This is a genomic window from Effusibacillus lacus (assembly GCF_002335525.1).
GTDB lineage: Bacteria > Bacillota > Bacilli > Tumebacillales > Effusibacillaceae > Effusibacillus > Effusibacillus lacus.
The window spans coordinates 41,996-61,720 of the sequence record NZ_BDUF01000059.1; the positions used below are offsets into that span (position 1 = coordinate 41,996).

At 49.7% G+C, this 19,725-nt stretch carries 21 protein-coding genes; all 21 read left to right on the forward strand.

Going from position 1 to position 19,725, the window contains the following annotated elements; all coding sequences use genetic code 11:
• Positions 1–8: 8 nt before the first annotated feature.
• The 21 genes from truB to EFBL_RS11705 all read left to right on the forward strand — a co-directional run bounded on the left by truB (position 9) and on the right by EFBL_RS11705 (position 19,722).
• The gene (gene truB / locus EFBL_RS11605) at positions 9–905 is read left to right on the forward strand and encodes a tRNA pseudouridine(55) synthase TruB (protein ID WP_165912627.1); all 897 of its coding nucleotides are present in this window, start codon (positions 9–11) and stop codon (positions 903–905) included.
• The gene (gene ribF / locus EFBL_RS11610; RefSeq protein ID WP_096182294.1) at positions 902–1,840 is read left to right on the forward strand and encodes a riboflavin biosynthesis protein RibF; all 939 of its coding nucleotides are present in this window, start codon (positions 902–904) and stop codon (positions 1,838–1,840) included. Before truB ends, ribF begins: the two co-directional genes overlap by 4 nt.
• A gap of 204 nt (positions 1,841–2,044) precedes the next feature.
• On the forward strand, positions 2,045–2,275 hold the full coding sequence (locus EFBL_RS11615; RefSeq protein WP_096182295.1) for a hypothetical protein: 231 nt from the start codon (positions 2,045–2,047) through the stop codon (positions 2,273–2,275).
• 2 nt (positions 2,276–2,277) lie between these two features.
• Positions 2,278–2,499: a hypothetical protein gene (locus tag EFBL_RS11620; protein ID WP_096182296.1), complete on the forward strand. Its 222-nt coding sequence runs from the start codon at positions 2,278–2,280 to the stop codon at positions 2,497–2,499.
• Between the two features lie 76 nt (positions 2,500–2,575).
• The gene (rpsO, locus tag EFBL_RS11625) at positions 2,576–2,845 is read left to right on the forward strand and encodes a 30S ribosomal protein S15 (RefSeq protein ID WP_096182297.1); all 270 of its coding nucleotides are present in this window, start codon (positions 2,576–2,578) and stop codon (positions 2,843–2,845) included.
• A gap of 142 nt (positions 2,846–2,987) precedes the next feature.
• Entirely contained in the window at positions 2,988–5,207 is a 2,220-nt protein-coding gene (gene pnp / locus EFBL_RS11630; protein WP_096182298.1) for a polyribonucleotide nucleotidyltransferase, read from the forward strand.
• A gap of 82 nt (positions 5,208–5,289) precedes the next feature.
• Positions 5,290–6,222 carry a polysaccharide deacetylase family protein gene (locus EFBL_RS11635; protein ID WP_096182299.1) on the forward strand — a complete coding sequence of 311 codons (933 nt, stop codon included), beginning with the start codon at positions 5,290–5,292 and terminating at the stop codon, positions 6,220–6,222.
• 61 nt (positions 6,223–6,283) lie between these two features.
• Positions 6,284–7,531, forward strand: a complete 1,248-nt coding sequence (locus EFBL_RS11640; RefSeq protein WP_231705780.1) for a M16 family metallopeptidase — start codon at positions 6,284–6,286, stop codon at positions 7,529–7,531.
• 24 nt (positions 7,532–7,555) lie between these two features.
• Positions 7,556–8,017, forward strand: coding sequence for a dUTP diphosphatase (dut, locus tag EFBL_RS11645; protein ID WP_096182300.1), 462 nt, complete (start codon positions 7,556–7,558; stop codon positions 8,015–8,017).
• A 130-nt stretch (positions 8,018–8,147) separates the two neighbouring features.
• Positions 8,148–8,396, forward strand: coding sequence for a YlmC/YmxH family sporulation protein (locus EFBL_RS11650; RefSeq protein WP_096182301.1), 249 nt, complete (start codon positions 8,148–8,150; stop codon positions 8,394–8,396).
• A 160-nt stretch (positions 8,397–8,556) separates the two neighbouring features.
• Positions 8,557–9,435: a dipicolinate synthase subunit DpsA gene (gene dpsA, locus EFBL_RS11655; protein ID WP_096182302.1), complete on the forward strand. Its 879-nt coding sequence runs from the start codon at positions 8,557–8,559 to the stop codon at positions 9,433–9,435.
• 15 nt (positions 9,436–9,450) lie between these two features.
• A complete protein-coding gene (locus EFBL_RS11660; protein ID WP_096182303.1) occupies positions 9,451–10,044 on the forward strand; it encodes a dipicolinate synthase subunit B in 594 nt (197 codons plus the stop codon).
• A gap of 74 nt (positions 10,045–10,118) precedes the next feature.
• A complete protein-coding gene (locus tag EFBL_RS11665; RefSeq protein ID WP_096182304.1) occupies positions 10,119–11,156 on the forward strand; it encodes an aspartate-semialdehyde dehydrogenase in 1,038 nt (345 codons plus the stop codon).
• A 13-nt stretch (positions 11,157–11,169) separates the two neighbouring features.
• The gene (dapG, locus tag EFBL_RS11670; RefSeq protein ID WP_096182305.1) at positions 11,170–12,384 is read left to right on the forward strand and encodes an aspartate kinase; all 1,215 of its coding nucleotides are present in this window, start codon (positions 11,170–11,172) and stop codon (positions 12,382–12,384) included.
• A 35-nt stretch (positions 12,385–12,419) separates the two neighbouring features.
• Complete coding sequence (gene dapA / locus EFBL_RS11675; RefSeq protein ID WP_096182306.1) at positions 12,420–13,301, forward strand: 4-hydroxy-tetrahydrodipicolinate synthase; 882 nt, start codon at positions 12,420–12,422, stop codon at positions 13,299–13,301.
• A gap of 185 nt (positions 13,302–13,486) precedes the next feature.
• Complete coding sequence (locus EFBL_RS11680; protein ID WP_096182307.1) at positions 13,487–15,154, forward strand: ribonuclease J; 1,668 nt, start codon at positions 13,487–13,489, stop codon at positions 15,152–15,154.
• Between the two features lie 132 nt (positions 15,155–15,286).
• The gene (locus EFBL_RS11685) at positions 15,287–16,063 is read left to right on the forward strand and encodes a ClpP family protease (RefSeq protein WP_131927731.1); all 777 of its coding nucleotides are present in this window, start codon (positions 15,287–15,289) and stop codon (positions 16,061–16,063) included.
• Positions 16,063–16,299 carry a YlzJ-like family protein gene (locus tag EFBL_RS11690; RefSeq protein ID WP_096182309.1) on the forward strand — a complete coding sequence of 79 codons (237 nt, stop codon included), beginning with the start codon at positions 16,063–16,065 and terminating at the stop codon, positions 16,297–16,299. The genes EFBL_RS11685 and EFBL_RS11690 overlap by 1 nt, the downstream gene beginning before the upstream one ends.
• Positions 16,300–16,470: 171 nt before the next feature.
• Positions 16,471–18,843 carry an FtsK/SpoIIIE family DNA translocase gene (locus tag EFBL_RS11695; RefSeq protein WP_096182310.1) on the forward strand — a complete coding sequence of 791 codons (2,373 nt, stop codon included), beginning with the start codon at positions 16,471–16,473 and terminating at the stop codon, positions 18,841–18,843.
• Positions 18,844–18,875: 32 nt separating this feature from the next.
• Complete coding sequence (locus EFBL_RS11700; RefSeq protein ID WP_096182311.1) at positions 18,876–19,475, forward strand: MgtC/SapB family protein; 600 nt, start codon at positions 18,876–18,878, stop codon at positions 19,473–19,475.
• A 49-nt stretch (positions 19,476–19,524) separates the two neighbouring features.
• On the forward strand, positions 19,525–19,722 hold the full coding sequence (locus EFBL_RS11705) for a hypothetical protein (protein WP_096182312.1): 198 nt from the start codon (positions 19,525–19,527) through the stop codon (positions 19,720–19,722).
• Positions 19,723–19,725: the final 3 nt, after the last annotated feature.

The window sequence follows — 19,725 nt, forward strand, 5'->3', positions numbered from 1 at the left end:
CCAGAGGGATGACCTCGCAACAGGTGGTCGGCAGAATCAAAAGAATACTGGGTGTCAGGAAAGTGGGACATACCGGTACCCTTGACCCCGATGTTGACGGTGTCCTTCCGATTTGTATCGGGCATGCCACCAGAGTTGCGGAGTATATGCTTGACCAGAACAAGACCTATATCGGGGAAGTGACATTCGGCTTCTCCACTGACACTCAGGATGCATCAGGGGAAGTGTTGGAAAAGGTCGAACAGGTCAACTTGACGGAAGAACAGATTGTCAAGGGGATCGCCCGTTTTGTCGGTGAAATTGAACAGGTGCCTCCCGCTTTCTCCGCTGTAAAAATTGGCGGGAAACGGGCTTACGACCTTGCCAGAAAAGGGGAGTCTGTGTCCTTGCCTCCCCGGAAAGTAACCATATATTCGCTGCAGGTGCTTGAAATGAACCTGCAACGGAAATTGCCAAGCGTTCGATTTCTGGTCGAATGTTCGAAGGGAACCTATGTCCGGACACTTTGTCATGACTTGGGACAGGCACTTGGAGTTCCGGCCCATATGTCAGCACTTACCCGGACAAAATCAGGCCCCTTTTCGCTGGAAATGGCTCATACTTTGGAGGAAATCGAACAGGCGCAAACGGAAGCAACGGTAGAGAACTTATTGTTGCCGCTATCTGCCGCAGTGGAGTACCTTCCGGTGCAAGCAATTAGCGATAAACTGGAGAGACGAGTGATCAACGGAATGGAAATGCATTTTCCGGCGAAAGACTTGCCTTTGGTGACGGGAAGCCTGTTGCGGATCCAAACCCGTGAAGGAAAACTTCTGGCGATATATCGGGTTGTGGAAACGGACGGACAAACCATTCGTACCAAGCCGGAGAAAGTGTTTAAGCAGCAGGGGAGGCTGGAACTGTGAAGACAGTTCGGATTGCCGGATTACCGGGGAACCAAACATATGAGCCTAGTGTGATGGCGCTGGGGAATTTTGACGGAGTGCACAAAGGGCACAGGCAGATTGTCGAGGAAGCCAGAACAATTGCCAACCATAAGGGCGTTAAACTGGCTGTGATGACCTTTGACCCGCATCCCCGTCAAGTTTTGGGGGTAGGCTCCAACTATGACCAACAGCTGACTCCCCTGCCGATAAAGCTCAAATTGTTGAAAGAATTGAACGTTGACATTTGTTATGTGATCCATTTTGACAAGCGGTTTGCTGCCGTTTCATCCGGCGGGTTTGTGGAAGATTATCTCTGGAGGTTGAATGCGGCGGCGGTGGTGGTAGGATTTGACTACCGGTTTGGCGCTGGAGGACGGGCAGATGCATCGGTGTTAAAGGGGTTGGTTGAACAGGCAGGCAAAACTGTGCACATTGTTCCGGCAGTCAATCTTTACGGGGAAAAAATTTCGTCTTCTTTCATCCGGGAAAAACTCCTCTTGGGAGAGGTGAAGCTGGCTGCCGAACTGCTTGGCAAACCCTATGAGATCGTCGGGGAGATTGTTCGTGGCGAGGGGCGTGGCAAACATCTGGGATTCCCAACGGCCAACATTGCTCCTTCGCACAAATTTGTGCTTCCGCGAACGGGTGTCTATTTGATCAAAGGTTACCTGTCAGGATCGGAAAACATATACAACGGCTTGATGAATGTTGGATATAAGCCCACTTTTCATGACACGGAAAATCAGGTCACACTGGAAGCGCATCTGTTTGACTTTTCCGGCGACATTTATCACCGCCAGATCAGTGTTGAATTCATAGACTTTCTCCGCGCCGAGAAAAAATTCAATTCCGCCCGGGAGCTTATCGACCAAATTGGGGCCGATATAGCCGAGGCGAAGCGACGACTCAGGTAGTTTTCCGGACCCCGCGCAGCGTGACCCGGTGCTTGCAACGTGGCACGAATAATACGATATATCATAGGACAAAGAATCGGGGCATAGACTGAAGCAACCAAGTGCTGTCTGTTTACTCCCGTCAGGATCTGTGCTATACTACAACGTGGTATTGAACGGAAGCCAATCTTGACAGCACAATCTGGCTGTGAGGGGGCATGTGCCGTGAAATACCCTTCCGTTGACTCGCGTGACGCCCGTCTTTTTCAGTTGTGCCGGGAAGTTGCCCGCATCTGCAAAAGTGAAGAATTTCAGCGATTGAACCGGGAAATGGTCAAGTTGTACCGCAAAAGCGGCATAACCGACCCGTACCTTGCAGCTTTTCAAGACGCTCTGTTCTCGCTTTTTGTGGAAGCGGACAGTGAATTTGAAGGTTCTGTCGAACCTTTTAATTGACGATGAAGGTTATTGTCACTGTTCATGCCAGACAAAGGCTGCATGAGGAGCGACAACGCGGGATTCGGGTGGAAGACATTATCCGGGCCGCCAACCAGATCCCCGGCAGCGTCCCGATTGCAACGCGCTTTCGAGGATTCATGTCACTGTCAGGACGAACGTTTGACATTGTGGCAAAGGACATTGCCCAAGGCAGACTGGTCATTACAGTCATCGGGAAATGAACCTTAGCGCGGATTTCGAGTACCTCGACGAATTCTGGGCTGGGGGGATACCATAAAGCAAAGGAGGTGACGCAGCATGTCGTTGTCGGCAGAACAAAAACAAGCCCTGATTGACGAGTTCAAAGTCCATGCAAGCGATACAGGGTCTCCTGAAGTGCAAATTGCGATTTTGACAAACAAAATCAACTACCTCAACGATCACTTGCGCGTCCACAAGAAGGATCACCACTCCCGTCGTGGGCTTCTCAAGATGGTCGGGCATCGCCGTAACTTGTTGAACTATCTCCGCAAGAAGGACGTCAACCGTTACCGTGCGGTTGTAGAAAAGTTGGGCTTGCGCAAATAACCAGGAAGCGGGAACTCCTCCCGCTTCTTGTTTTTTGTTGCAAAAAGAAGGAAATACTGACCATATGCCGAAATCTACTATGTTTATGTACATAATCTGTTTGTTGTTGGTACAGTTGTTCGAAGGGAGGCTTATTGCCTAAATGCAACAAGGAATTCCACATCGAGTTTTTGAAACCGAACTTGCAGGAAGAAAGTTAAGCATTGAGACGGGCAAGTTCGCGAAACAGGCCAATGCGGCTGTTATGGTCCGGTATGGAGATACAGCGGTTCTGGCTACTGTCACCGCTTCCAAAGAGCCGAAGGACCTTGATTTCTTTCCGCTGACGGTTAACTATGAAGAGCGGCTCTATTCTGTTGGCAAGATACCGGGGGGCTTTATCAAGCGGGAAGGCCGACCAAGCGAGAAGGCGATTCTGGCCAGCCGTTTGATCGATCGCCCGATTCGTCCGTTGTTTCCCGAAGGATTTCGCAATGACGTTCAAATTGTGGATATCGTAATGTCTGTGGATCAGGACTGCGTTCCGGAAATTGCCGGGATGATTGGAACCTCCGTGGCATTGTCGATATCGGACGTACCTTTTGAGGGTCCCATCGCGGGGGTCATTGTCGGACGGGTGGATGGACAGTTTGTGATCAATCCGACAGTTGAACAGGCTGAAAGAAGCGATATGCACCTTACGGTTGCCGGTACAAAGGATGCCATCGTGATGGTGGAAGCCGGAGCGAATGAAGTGCCGGAGGATGTAATGTTGGAAGCGATTATGTTCGGACACGAAGAAATCAAACGATTGGTCGCTTTTCAGGAGGAAATTCAACAGGCTGTTGGCCTGCCAAAGATGGAAGTAGTGCTTCACAGTGTGGATGAAACCATCGATCGTCAAGTGCGGGAGTATGCGACAGAGAAGTTGAAACTGGCCATCCGGACTCCGGAAAAACATGCAAGGGAAGAAGCAATTACTGCGGTCAAGGAAGAAGTCTTGGCCTATATGCAGGAACAGAATCCGGAGTTGACAAACGAACAAATTGCTGACATTAAGGAAGTACTGTACAACATTGTGAAAGAGGAAGTTCGCAGAGCCATAATATTTGAGGGAGTTCGTCCCGATGGAAGAGCGCTGGATGAAGTCCGCCCGATTACCAGCGAAGTCTCCGTACTGCCCCGAACACACGGTTCAGGTTTGTTTACCCGGGGGCAAACCCAGGCTTTGTCCATCTGTACTCTGGGCGCTCTGGGCGATGTTCAGATTCTCGACGGTTTGGATCTGGAAGAGTCGAAACGATTCATGCATCACTACAATTTCCCGCCGTTTTCCGTAGGGGAAGCCCGGCCGCTGCGCCCTCCGGGACGGCGCGAAATCGGGCATGGAGCGTTGGGGGAAAGGGCACTTGAAGTCGTCATTCCAACCGAAGAGGAGTTTCCTTACACGATTCGTCTGGTATCGGAAGTGCTGGAATCCAATGGTTCGACCTCGCAGGCAAGCATCTGCGCTTCTTGTCTTGCCATGATGGACGCGGGGGTGCCGATCAAAGCTCCTGTGGCGGGTGTGGCAATGGGCCTTGTGGCGGAAGGCGACCAATATGCCGTATTGACTGACATTCAAGGAATGGAAGATCATCTGGGAGATATGGACTTTAAGGTGGCTGGAACCGCCAATGGGGTCACCGCTCTGCAGATGGACATCAAGATTAAAGGGCTTACTCGTGATATTCTGAAACAGGCTCTGGAACAGGCCCACAGAGGACGCATGCACATTTTGGGCAAGATGTTGGAAGCGATTGACAAGCCCCGTGCAGAACTGTCCAAATATGCTCCTCGCATTATCACCATGCGAATCAACCCTGACAAGATCCGTGAAGTCATTGGACCAGGCGGCCGCGTGATCAACAAGATCATTGAAGAGACCGGGGTCAAAATCGACATCGAACAAGACGGACGCATCTTCATAGCCACCAGCGACCTGGAAGCCGGTGAGAAAGCCCGTTCCATTATTGAAGGAATCGTGGCGGAAGTAGAAGTGGGCAGGATTTATAACGGGCGTGTAACCCGAGTTGAGAAATACGGAGCGTTTGTGGAGGTTCTCCCCGGCAAAGAAGGGCTCGTTCACATTTCTCATTTGGCAGAAGAACGGGTGGAGAAAACAGAAGATGTTGTAAAAGTCGGGGATGAAATCCTGGTTAAGGTTACAGAAATCGATCCGCAAGGAAGAGTCAATCTGTCGCGCAAAGCTGCCCTTCGTGAACTGCGCGGTGAACCTGCGGAAGATCCGACATCCGCGCCCCGCAGAGAGCGGGATAACCGACCGAACCGTGGAGATCGCGGAGATCGTCCTCCCCGTCGACGAAACGAAAATCAAGTATAAATTGGAAAAGAGTCAGTCGACTGGCTCTTTTCTTTTTTTTTTGTACAAAATAAAACCGAATTCTTACAAGGGGGGTAAGGCGATGCGTTGGTTGGCGAGTGTACTTTGCATTTTGCTGGCCGGGGGTGTAAGCGGATCATTGCTTACAGGACAGATGGAAAAAACAGATGTGCAAATCGGAAGAAAACTTACCCGCGAAGACCTGCAAAAAGAAGCGGCCAAACACTTCAAGCGGCCGGTGGACGCAGTCGTCAGCAAAGCGGGGAAACCCAATGTGATACCGGAACTGAACGGGATTGAACTGGATATTGAAACCACCTGGGCAAGATTCATGGAACACGGCGAAGAGGTGCCCGTTCGCTATGTGTACAAGCAAATCGAACCGAAGGTGAAGATGACTGATTACCCCAACCTGCCTGTGTATCAGGGGAATCCGGAAAAGAATCAGATGGCGTTGATGATTAACGTGGCATGGGGAACTGAGCATTTGGACGGAATTCTTCAAGTTCTGAAAGCCAATAAGGTAAAGGCAACATTTTTTCTGGACGGTTCCTGGCTTGCCAAAAACCAAGAGGTGGCCAAGAGGATTGTCGCTGAAGGTCATGAGATCGGAAATCACGCGTATTCACACCCGAATATGGCGGCATTGTCTCCTGACCAGCAAAAGCAACAAATCGTCAAGACCCAGGAATTGATTCGCACGGAATTGGCGGTAGACAGCAAGTGGTTTGCGCCGCCGTCGGGCTCCTACAATGAGATGACTGTCCGGCTGGCCAGGGAACAAGGAATGGGAACCGTTCTTTGGACATTGGACACGGTGGACTGGCACAAGCCTCCGAAGGAATCGATCATCAATCGTATTCTGCCCAAAGCTCGAAATGGCGCCATGGTTTTGATGCACCCCACAGAACCTACGTTGGACGCACTGCGTATCATGATACCAGAACTGAAGAAAAAACAGTTTAAATTGGTTACGGTGAGCGAATTGCTGTCGCCAATAAGGGAGGTTGAATAATTGCATTGTAGGAACCTGTTGCGTTTGCTATAGTGTATGAGAGGTATTGGTTAAGAGGAGGATGGCATTGTTCTATCAGGGGAGACTTTCAAACGGAATGCGGCTTGTAATTGAGGAGATTCCGTCGGTACGTTCCGTATCGCTTGGCGTTTGGATCAACACCGGATCTCGCGACGAAAGCGAGCGAACCAACGGCATGTCCCATTTTATCGAACATATGATGTTTAAAGGCACCGACAAACTGTCTGCCCGGCAGATTGCGGAGTTGTTTGACGGGATCGGCGGACAGGTCAACGCCTTTACTTCCAAAGAATACACCTGTTATTACGCAAAAGTATTGGACGAACATTTCAATCTTGCATTGGAAACATTGGCTGACATGCTCATCAATTCAAAGCTGTCGTCTGATGAATTGGCTAAAGAGCGGAAAGTTATTATCGAAGAAATTAAAATGTATGAGGATACTCCGGATGATCAGGTTCATGACTTGCTGGCATCCACCATTTTTCCAAATCATACGCTGGGGTACACGATTCTGGGATCGGAATCCAACCTGCTGTCTTTTACTCGCGAAGATATGGTCGATTATCTCAAGCTGCATTATAGACCGGACAATATGGTATTGGCCATTGCCGGCAATGTGAAAGCAGACGATGCTCACAAGGCGGCCGAACACTTTTTTGCGGGACTTTCAGGAAGCCGTCCTGTTATCCAGCAGGTCCCGCCGGTGTTTCATGCCAACAAACAGATTCGGAAGAAATCAACGGAGCAGGCGCATATTTGTCTGGCTGGTTCAGGGTTTGCTTTTGATGATCCGTCAATCTACCCCCTTATCCTTCTGAACAACATTGTGGGCGGCAGTTCCAGTTCCCGTTTGTTCCAGGAAATCAGGGAGGAAAGGGGAATGGCCTACTCCGTGTACAGTTTTTATTCCTCTTACAGGGATGGCGGAACTTTTGGCGTATATACGGGGACTTCTCCCGAACAAGCCCAGGATGCCATCTGTTTGCTTGGTCAGATATTATCAGATTTGGCTGATAAGGGCGTTACGGCTGAAGAACTGAAAAAAGCGAAAGATCAAGTCAAAGGATCACTCATGTTGTCTCTTGAAAGCACAAGCTCCAGAATGAGCCGTTTGGGGAAAAACGAACTGCTGCTGGGCCGCCAGGTTACCATGGACGAGACAGTCCGCAGGATTAACGAAGTAACCCTGGAGCAAGTTCGTGAAGTGGCGGCAAAAGTATGCGGCGGGCCCATGGCTCTGGCAGCCATAGGCCCCTTTGAAGAACTGGAATATCCCATGAATTGATGAAATAGTGGCTGGTGACTGGAAATGAAGGAACGGTTGCAAGTAAGGATTAAGAAAATGTCTCCCCTGATAGGCGATACCATCCCGCTGCCTTTTTATGCCACACCTGGCTCAGCTGGCATGGATTTGTCCGCCTGTATCGAGGAGCCGATTGTCATTCCTCCCGGCGGGAGGGCAAGGGTGCCGACAGGAATTGCCATCCAGTTGCCTTCTTGCGATTATGTGGCACTTGTTTATCCGCGAAGTGGGCTGGCGACCAGACATGGCATTACTATGGCCAACTCGGTGGGTGTCATTGACAGTGATTACACCGGTGAAATCATCTGTGTTCTCCTAAATCAGTCCGACCAGGAGTATACAGTCAACCAAGGGGAACGAATTGGCCAATTGTTGATTACTCCCGTACTGCAAGCGAATTGGCAGGTTGTTGACGAATTGGAGAAAACAGAACGGGGATCCGGTGGCTTCGGATCTACAGGCAAATAACAGAAGAACAGCTGCCCGTGAGACAGACGTCTAAAGGGGCGGCTGTTTTGTTTTTTGGACTTTTTGATTTCCGTCAAGCATACAAACATAACGAATCATTCTAATTGGCAGATTGCCGGAGGAGTCGGTCATGAGATTGAGCGAACTGGTAGGTCGTATGCTGGTAGACGTTCATAACGGCGAAAAAATCGGGACATTGGGACATGCGGATTTGTGGATTGACACGGAAACGGGAAAAATCGGCTACCTGGTCCTGCCCGGGAACTCAGGCTTGTTTTCCTTTGGCAGGAAGAACGAAGAACAAACGGTTTCCTGGGATGCCGTTCAAAAGATTGGGACTGACATGATTTTGATAGACTCGAATGCAGTCAAAAGTTGACAGACAAGAAAGACATTAAAATGTAGCAGACTTCTGGGCTCATGCATACTATGGAGCACGTGCAGCGAACCGGCAAGCGGCAGGCTGCGCTTTGTGCCACAGATTTTCCTTGAAATTTGACATGTTTCGCGTACAATGATTTGAAAGGGGTAACTGACCGATGTTAACAGGTATTAAGATGGCGGTTCTGGGTGGGGATGCCCGCATGGTCGAGGTGATTTCCCATGCTCTTGACCTGGACGCCAGCGTGTACCTGATCGGGTTTGAAGATTTGGAAATCAATATGGCCGATGCGGTAAAGACCAACTTGACACCCGACATTCTGCGGGATTTGGATGCGTTAATCCTGCCGGTCACCGGAATGGGTGATGATTGGACAATCGTTTCCAAATATTCGGCAAGGCCCATCACGCTTTCGGATGACCATTTTGCAAACCTGTCCAAGAGATGCAAGATTTTTACCGGGATTGCCCGAACGGTCCTGAATGAGACATGCCGACGACACGGACTGAAATTGGTGAAATTGATGGAGCTTGATGAAGTTGCCATTCTGAATTCCATTCCTTCCGCGGAAGGAGCTATTCAGATGGCCATGGAGAACACCGATTTTACCATACACGGGTCTGAAATTGCTGTTTTGGGATTCGGGCGGTGCGGGATTACATTGGCGCGGATGTGTGCTGGAATTGGGGCCAAAGTGAAAGTCGGTGCTCGAAAAGAATCAGACCTTGCCAGAATTGTGGAGATGGGATTTCAAGCATTTCCCTTGTCCCAAATCAGTTATGAATTACAACAAACCGATATCGTTTTCAACACCGTACCTGCCCAAATCCTCACCTCGGAAGTTTTGTCTCGCATGAAGAAATCCTGTGTAATCATTGATATTGCATCCAGTCCGGGCGGCACCGATTTTCGGTTTGCGGAAAAAAGAGGCATCAAAGCGCTGCTTGCCCCCAGTTTGCCAGGAATCGTTGCACCCAAGACAGCCGGACAGATCATCGCGAAGACGATTTGCCGCCTTGTTTTGGATCACGCATAATCCTGGAGGTAAATCATGGAACTTAAGGGCAAGACAATCGGATTTGCAATTACGGGTTCCCATTGCACCTACGACGAAATCCGGCCAGTTTTGAAAAAGCTTGTTGAGCTGGGCGTCACAGTAGTTCCGATTCTGTCTTATACCGTTCAATCCACCAACACCCGTTTCGCTGAGGCGGACGCTTGGGTGGAGGAAATCGAACAGCTGACCCGACAGAAACCAATCACAACGATTGTGGAAGCGGAACCACTTGGCCCGAGCAAGAAACTGGACGCTTTACTGATTGCTCCCTGTACGGGCAACACCATCTCCAGACTGGCGAACGCGATGACCGATTCTCCGGTTCTGATGGCGGCCAAAGCCACGATGCGTAATGACCGGCCGGTGGTGCTGGCCATTTCTACGAACGACGGCCTTGGACTAAATATGTCAAACATTGCAAAATTAATGTCCGCCAAGAATATTTTTATGGTACCATTTGGTCAAGATGACCCTTACAAAAAAATGAACTCCCTTGTGGCCAGGATGGATCTGGTTTATGATACGCTGGAAGCCGCGTTGGAGAAGAAACAATTGCAACCGGTTCTGATCGAGCGATACAAATATTAAACATGAGGTCGAGGTGACAGCCCATACAGTTTCCGGGCGCCACGGCTGCATGTGGGTTTAAGGAGTTGCTGCAAATGGAGAGGAAAAAGCTTTACAATGTCGCAGTTGTCGGCGTTACAGGTGCGGTTGGACAAAAGATGTTGGAGACTCTCGAAAAGCGTGACTTTCCGGTTGGGGAGTTGCGGCCTCTGGCGTCTGCAAGATCGGTTGGCCATCAAGTAACCTTCAAAGGAAAAACTTACACAGTACAAGAAGCTGTCCCGGAAGCATTTGCGGGAATCGACTTTGCTCTCTTTTCCGCTGGCGGTTCCGTTTCCGAGAAGCTGGCGCCTGCCGCAGTGGAACGGGGCGCAGTGGTTATAGACAACACAAGTGCTTTCCGTATGCTTCCGGAAGTTCCTCTCGTGGTGCCGGAAGTAAACGCCCATATGATTTCCCAGCATAGCGGGATCATTGCAAACCCGAACTGCTCCACAATTCAGATGGTGGTTGCATTAAAGCCAATTCATGACGCTTATGGCATTGAGAGGATCATTGTTTCCACCTACCAGGCCGTGTCTGGCTCAGGTCAGGCGGCGATTGATGAATTGAGTGAGCAAACCCGTGCCATATTGGATGGACAACCGGCTGAGCCAAAGGTGCTTCCGGTAAAATCTCTCAAAAAACATTATCAAATTGCGTTCAACGCCATTCCGCAAATTGACGTGTTTGAAGAGAACGGCTTTACCCGCGAAGAGATGAAAATGGTAAACGAAACCCGCAAAATCTTCGGGGACGATTCAATTCAGATTACATCGACTTGCGTGCGGATCCCTGTCTTTTACGGGCATTCCGAGTCGGTATACGTGGAAACCCGGAAACCGTTCGACCTTACCGAGGTTCGTTCACTGCTTGAGTCTGCATCCGGTGTGAAAGTGATAGACAACCCGGCAGAACAGACATATCCCATGGCAATTGATGCGGCCGGTCAGTACGATACTTATGTGGGTAGGATTCGGAGAGACCTGTTCCATCCGCGGGGATTGAACATGTGGATTGTTTCCGACAACGTTCTGAAAGGCGCTGCATTGAACGCGGTCCAAATTGCGGAACACATGGTGAAATCCAAATAGAAGAGGTGTGCCAATGCGCATCATCGTTCAGAAATTTGGCGGGACTTCGGTAGCAACCCAAGATAAACGGCTGCTCGCCATTGAACATATAAAAGATGCCGTAAAAGATGGTTATCATGTAGTCGTTGTTGTTTCGGCGATGGGGCGAAAAGGGGATCCTTACGCGACTGACACTCTGCTGGGATTGCTTGACTCTGCGGAACATTGCGCAAAACGTGAGAAAGATTTATTAATGTCCTGTGGTGAAATTATTTCAGCCGTAGTTTTTTCCTCCCTGTTGACAGAAAAGGGCTATGACAATTGTGTATTAACCGGTGCCCAGGCAGGAATTCTAACAAACGACGACCATTCCAACGCTCAAATCATAACTGTTACTCCAGATCGAATTCTCAAGGAACTGGAAGAGGGAAAAGTGGTTATCGTTGCGGGATTTCAAGGAGCAGCAGGGAATGGGGACATTACGACCCTGGGCCGCGGCGGAAGCGATACAACAGCAACCGCATTGGGGGTAGCCCTTAATGCGGAAGTGGTTGACATCTTCACGGACGTGGATGGAATCATGACTGCCGATCCCCGTATTGTTGACGATGCAAAAAAATTGCGAACCGTAACCTATGCGGAAATCTGCAACCTGGCCTATTCCGGAGCCAAAGTGATTCACCCTCGTTCTGTGGAAATCGCAATGCAAAAAAACATTCCCGTAAGAGTAAGATCCACCATGTCAAAAGATCCGGGTACCCTGATCATCAGCCAGGCAGAAAATGACAGGATGGAACCCCGTTCCTTCAAGGATCAGGTTTTGACAGGCATTACGCAAACTGCAAATATTACCCAATTGAAAGTGGATTGTGCTCCAACGGGAGGCAATCAGTTAAAAGTGTTCAAGGCGATGGCGGACAACCAGATTTCGGTTGATTTTATTTCCGTTACACCTACGGGTGTTGCCTTTACGGTCAGCAATGAGGATGTAGAGAAGGCAGTTGGGGTTCTGCTGGATTTAGGGTTCCAACCGGAAGTCCTTTCAAACTGTGCGAAAGTATCGGCCGTAGGTGCAGGAATTGCAGGTGTACCTGGGGTCATGGCAACCATTTTGGAAGCATTGACTGCCGAAGGCATTGAAGTTCTGCAATCGGCGGATTCTCATACCACAATCTGGTGTTTGGTCCGGGAGGAAGACATGGTCAAAGCAGTCCGGGCCCTGCACAGAAAGTTCAAACTTCATGCTTGAGTTGACTACAGCATTTGATTTAGGTGGTGGATCCTTTGCATTTTGGGAGAATTGTCACCGCGATGGTGACGCCATTTGACGACAATTTGAGAATTGATTACGGACGGCTGGAGAAAGTGGTTGAACATTTGTTGCGGACCGGTACCGAATCGATTGTGGTATCCGGTACAACAGGGGAATCGCCAACGCTGTCCCATGAGGAAAAACTTGCCCTGTTCAAAAAAGTGGTGGAACTGGCAGACGGCAGGGCGAAGGTAATAGCCGGAACAGGTTCCAATAATACCGCCGCTTCCGTCAACTTTTCCAAAGAAGCGGAACAATGCGGGGTTGACGGGTTGCTGGTAGTGGCTCCTTATTACAATCGGCCTTCCCAGGAAGGATTATACCGGCATTTTAAAGCAATTGCGGAAGCCACTCCATTGCCGAACATGATCTACAATGTTCCCACACGTACTTCCAGCAATATCAATGTGCAAACACAATTGCAGCTGGCAGAGATCCCGAACATAGTCGCCACAAAAGAGGCGTCGGAGGACTTTGGGCAAGTTCTGAACCTCTTGGCAAACGCTCCTGCCAACTTGACGGTTTATGCGGGGAACGACAGAACCTTGTTGCCATTTTTGGCATTGGGGGGATATGGGGTTGTTTCCGTAGCTTCTCATGTGGTGGGACTGCAAATAAAAGAACTGATTGATTCCTTTGTCGAAGGGCAATTGGCAAAAGCCACCCTGCTGCACAACAAGCTGCTTCCGATCTTCGAAGGATTGTTCCAGATGCCAAGCCCGGCGCCGGTGAAAGCAGCGTTGTCCCTGATTGGAGTTCCTGCCGGTGGTGTGCGCTTGCCGTTGGTGGAGGCTGATGAGAAAACGGTTCAATCGTTGCGTACTCTGCTCAGCGATTGGCACGATTCCCTCTAAATACCATTCTGCCGGAGCCTGTAAAGGCTCTTTTTTTCTTGTACATACTATTAGCGACGGCAACCTTGTGTCGGCATGTTCGGTTCATGTATAATGATGGCAAGTGACTGGTGCGGGTTAATTGAACACGAACTGGGGCAAGTAATTCGAATTGTACGAAGCAGTATTTTTATGGAGGTGTAGTTTTGAGCAAGACACAAAACAAATTGTCGATCATTCCGTTGGGCGGAGTCGGTGAGATCGGCAAGAATATGACTGTTTACACCTACGGGAACGACATCATTGTAATTGACGCCGGATTAAAGTTTCCCGAGGAAGAAATGCTGGGAATTGACATTGTTATTCCCGACATCACGTATCTGATTGAGAACAAATCCAAGGTACGTGGAGTTTTTTTGACGCACGGGCATGAGGATCATATCGGTGGACTGCCGTATCTGTTAAAGAGCCTGAATGTTCCCGTCTTCGGAACCAGATTGACATTGGGGCTGGTTGAAGGAAAGCTGCGGGAACACGGGTTGCTGGAAACGGCCAAATTAAATCCGATAACCAACCAGAGCGTCATCAAATCCGGTGAATTTACCGTCAGCGTATTTCAGAACAACCATAGTATTCCGGACACGGTCGGTTTCGCTATAGACACCCCCGAAGGTGTCGTTGTTCATACCGGTGACTTCAAGTTTGACTTTACGCCTGTTGACGGTCAGAAGGCCGACTTTTTCAAATTGGCCCAATTGGGAGAAAAAGGTGTCCTGGCCTTGCTTTCTGACAGCACCAATGCAGAACGCCCCGGTTATACCATGTCAGAGCGGGTAGTGGGACAAACGATTAACGATTGTTTTGCCACAGCTGAAGGAAGAGTAATTATTGCCACGTTCTCTTCAAACCTGCACAGAATTCAACAGATCATTGCTGCAGCAGAGAAGTATGGCCGTAATCTGGCAATTGTCGGTCGAAGTATGGTTAATAATATCACCGTGGCCCATGAACTTGGGTATATTCGCATTAATCCGGGAACCTTGGTGGAGTTGGACGAAATTAATAAACTGCCGGCAAATAGAATTGCCATTCTGTCCACCGGCAGCCAGGGAGAACCGATGTCTGCGTTAACACGCATGGCACGGGCTACCCATCGCAAGGTGGAAGTGATGCCGGGGGATACCGTCATCATTGCTTCTTCGCCAATTCCCGGCAACGAAAAGTATATATCTCGTACAATTGACCAGTTGTTCCGAATCGGAGCCAACGTGATTTACCAGTCCGTTTCCGGCGTTCACGTTTCCGGGCATGCCAGCCAGGAAGAATTGAAGCTGATGTTGAGTTTGGTTCGACCCAAGTACTTTGTACCAGTTCATGGAGAATACCGCATGTTGAAACGGCATTCCGAATTGGCTATCGCTACCGGCGTAGACCCGGAGAACATCTTTATCGTTGATATTGGTGATTCCATTGAGTTTCAGGGCGGCAAAGGACGCCTTGGGCCCAAATACACGGCTGGAAACGTGCTGATAGACGGTTTGGGTGTCGGGGATGTGGGCAACATTGTGTTGCGGGATCGCAAACTCCTTTCCCAGGATGGAATCCTGGTTGTGGTTGTCACATTGTCCAAACAGGACGGGACGATTCTCTCAGGGCCTGATATTATTTCTCGTGGCTTTGTGTATGTCAGGGAATCGGAAGAACTTCTGGAAGAGGCCAACAAGATTGTTATGCAGACACTTGCCAAATTGGTCTCCGAAAATGTCAATGAATGGTCCTCTTTAAAAAATGGGGTAAGGGACGCATTGGGGCGTTATTTGTATGAACAAACCCGCAGACGGCCGATGATTCTCCCGATCATAATGGAAGTTTAAACCACCGAAAGAAGTCTGATGGAAACATCAGGCTTTTTTGCATTTATTCGGGTGAGGTGAATCATACTACTTGCGAAACGTATAAAGGAGTGACAGGCGCAAATGCATAATGAAAATTGGATGTTTCCCCAGATGGACGCTCCGGTTGCCCCTTCGGCACCCGGCCTGAATCCTGGTTCCATTCCGGAGGCTCAGCCGAATCCACAGGCGCCAAAGGAAGCCAAATCCAACCCCGTTCTTGAAAATATCGAAAGTTTAGGTCAGACCCGTGTAGCCCAAAGTGATGAAAGCAATATTTTTTGCGTTTCCATCATCGGTCAAGTGGAAGGCCATCTGGTGCTGCCTCCGCAAAACAAAACCACCAAATATGAACACATCATTCCTCAACTGGTGGCAGCGGAACAAAATGACAAGATTGAAGGGGTCTTGATCATCCTGAACACGGTCGGCGGCGATGTGGAAGCCGGTCTTGCCATTGCCGAGATGATCGCTTCTATGTCCAAGCCTACTGTATCATTGGTACTTGGCGGGGGGCATTCGATTGGTGTTCCGATTGCTGTTGCTTCCCGACACTCTTTTATCAGTGAGACGGCCACCATGACCATTCACCCGATCCGTTTGACAGGCTTGGTGATAGGGGTGCCTCAATCTTTTGAATACCTTGAAAAAATGCAGGAACGGGTCATCCGTTTTGTAACAAAAAACTCCAAGATCAGTGAGGCCAAGTTCCGTGAACTGATGCTGACGACCGGTGAACTGGCAAGGGATATTGGCACGACGGTGGTTGGCAAGGATGCGGTTGAATACGGCCTGATTGATGAACTTGGCGGTTTGGGAGAGGCGCTTAGGAAATTGAACCAACTGATTGAGGAACACCGTCAACGGATCACGATGGGAGCTGTGCAGTGATGACCATGCTGTATTGGGCCGCGATACCACTGGAATCAGTGTTTGAAGGATTTGATTCAATGACTTGCAACTGGATCGAAACCGAATATCAAGGAATCCGGATGTTTGTGGAACCCTGCGGACAGGGATTCGGCAGGGTGGTTCGTTTATTGTCGGCCAATCCATACGATTATTTAAATCCGCATCTGGCACCTGGCTCCATTGTTCCGTTAACCGCAACAGGAACTTCTTTGTAATGAATCGGTTAAATTGGCGCTTTGATGCAGGAAAAATCCGTTTCTTGAAGAAACAATTACTATAAAACGGAAAGGCACCCTATGGGTGCTCTTTCTTTGCACAGTAGGATTACTGAATTCTCTTGCATTGGTAATGCAAAGCATGCAGTTTCCGAAAATGGAGCGGGAAATATGGGGAAAAAGAAAAAGAATGCGGTTTCACAAACAAAACAGGTTATCAAGTATGAGATTATCGGCCTTCTGCTGCTGGCTGTTGCCGGTCTCTCTTTGGCCCTTATGGGGCCTGTTGGCAGGACGATAGCGCGGTTGTTTATGTATCTTGCAGGGAATTCGTATTGGTTGGTCGGAATCTATTTGATTGGCGCCGCTTTGTACATTATGGTCAAACGACAACCTTTGCGTCTGACGATGCGGCATAAGGGTATATTGTTGTTGATCATGGTGTTGCTTGCATTGAGTCACTGGGATCTTTACACCAGGATAGTGCCTCCCTCCGGTAAGGAACCGGAACTTTGGCGGGTGACAGTGAACCGGATCGAAACTCTATATTCAGCCAAAATCTCCGGAGCGGTTACCTCCCCGCCGACTGCAGGCGGCGGGGTGATCGGATACGTTCTGTTTTCTCTGATGCACAAGCTGTTTGACACGGCAGGTACCCTCTTTGTCCTGGTTATATCTGGTGCCATATCTTTGCTTATGATTTTCGGACGATCAATGGTGGCCGTATTGGGCAAGGTCCTACAGTATGGTGCAGGACGCTTTGGCAAGATGAAAGAGAATGTCAAAGAAACTTGGGATCTGCTGAAGACCTCCCCGGATTCCAGTAATAGAGACGCAAAGAAAAACAAGAGCCGGTATAGGCCTGCCCCTCCAGAAGCGGCTGATGCTGCGGCTGCCGTTGAGATGGGCCAGGACGCCGAAACATCGCTCAAGATCATGGATTTTGCGGACCAGCTAATGGAAGAGAACAAGCATCCGTTTCCGGACAAACCTGCCGGTAAAGAGAAGAACCCGGCTCAAATCACCATTCGATACAAAGACCGGGGGGCCGTAAAGCCATTGAAAGAGGCAATCCCCGATTATGAATCGACAGACCCTCTGGTATTGCAGACCATGACTCAGGATGATACATATGAGCTGCCGTCTTTGTCATTGTTGGAAGCGCCTTACGGCCCAAGATCCGGAGGGGATCGCAAGGATTTGGAAAGCAACGCGTTGAAGCTGCAGGAAACCCTTGCCAGCTTCGGAGTACAGGTCAAGGTAACGGAAGCCCACAGGGGACCCACCGTTACCCGATATGAAATCCAGCCGGCTGTTGGTGTAAAGGTTTCAAGAATTGTGAATCTGGCAGATGATCTTGCGTTGGCTCTGGCTGCCAGGGATATCCGAATTGAGGCTCCTATTCCCGGGAAGGCCGCGGTTGGAATTGAAGTTCCCAATCGGGAAGTGGCCATTGTCACATTAAGGGAAGTGATTGAATCAACCGAGTTTCAAACGGCTCCCTCCAAGTTATCAATTGCTCTTGGGAGGGACATATCCGGCGCGCCAATTGTCGGCAATTTGGCCAAAATGCCGCATCTGCTGGTTGCAGGAGCCACAGGTTCAGGCAAATCGGTGTGTATCAACGGCATCATTACTTCTATTCTATATAAAGCCAAGCCAAGTGAGGTCAAGTTCATCATGATCGATCCCAAGATGGTGGAATTAAACGTATACAACGGGATCCCTCACCTGCTGGCGCCGGTTGTGACAGATCCCAGACGGGCTGCCTATGCCTTGAAAAAAGTGGTGCAGGAGATGGAACAACGCTATGAGCTCTTTGCCAAAGAGGGCACCCGCAACATGGAGGGATATAACGCGGTACTGACAGAAAGAGGCCAGCAGCCGCTGCCCTTTATTGTTGTAATTATTGATGAGTTGGCCGATTTGATGATGGTGGCGCCCGGAGACGTGGAAGATGCCATTTGCCGACTGGCCCAGATGGCTCGCGCGGCCGGGATTCATCTGATTCTTGCCACCCAGCGCCCATCTGTGGATGTCATTACAGGGGTAATCAAAGCAAATATCCCGTCACGGATTGCTTTTGCCGTATCTTCGCAAATGGACTCCCGAACGATCCTTGACATGGGCGGAGCGGAGAGGCTGCTCGGGAGGGGCGATATGCTCTATTTGCCGGTCGGGGAATCCAAACCAATTCGGATACAAGGTGCGTTTCTGTCCGATACGGAAGTGGAACGGCTTGTATCTTACGCCAAAGAACAGCAGGCTGCCGCTTATCATTTGGACTTGTCCGCAACCAAGGAGGAGTCTTCTTCAGAGGAAGGAGATCTGGATTCCTTATTCTGGGAAGCGGTAAAGTTGGTTGTGGAATCGGAACAGGCCTCTGTATCCATGGTTCAACGACGCTTGAAGGTCGGCTATTCGAGGGCTGCTCGTCTGATTGACCAGATGGAGGACAGGGGAATCGTGGGACCATTTGAAGGTTCCAAACCGCGCGAGGTGCTCCTGACCAAGGAACAATGGGCGGCCATGCAGGAGCAATAAGAACTACACGGCAAGGGCAGGTTGGGTGCACTATGTCTTGGTTGTTTACCGACTCTCTGTTTGATATTTTGGTTCGACTCTTTCTGGCTTTCTTGTCGGGAGCCATTATGGGACTGGAACGGGAACGTCATTTTAAAGACATGAACAGGCAAAGGGGAGCCGGGTTCCGTACCTATACCTTGACCTGTTTCGGTTCTTGCCTGTTTGGGTTAGCCTCCATTTATGGGTTCCCCGCTTTGGGATCGATGTTCCAGGACACTGGTCGAATTGCGGCGCAAGTCGTTGCCGGGGTCGGTTTCCTGGGAGCGGGGGCCATCATTAAAAACGGTTCGCAAGTGAAAGGGCTGACCACCGCTGCCGGTATGTGGACCGCCAGTGCCATCGGGCTGATGTTGTCGGCGGGTATGTATGTACCGGCAGTTATAGCTGCAATTCTCGCTTATGTCATATTGGACTTTCATCATCTGTTTCCACGAATCTTTTCGAACTGGAAGGGAACGGTGCCGAGACAAGAGGGACAGGATGATATTGGCACCCGCATAAGCCGCAGGACGAGGAACCCGGGTCTGTCACCGGGAAGAGTCAAGCGAAAAAAAATACGGAGAAAGACTTCCCTATGGCCGGACGAATAACACCTCGCACTCAGCTTCATACTAGCAAAAAAAGAAGCGGGGATCGGATGTGCGGTCAGACAGTTCACGAGTCATCAATATCTACGAAGTTCCGGAGACCATCGCACGGCATGTGCTAGAAGTCCTGAAGAACGACTTGAAGGAATACGAGTCTTTGGACGGCGATTTCGGTGTGGGAACAGAAGCAGCGTTGAAAGCTTTTGTTGCGGAGCTTGATAAGCATTTCTCGGTCGATAGGAAATTGTAATGT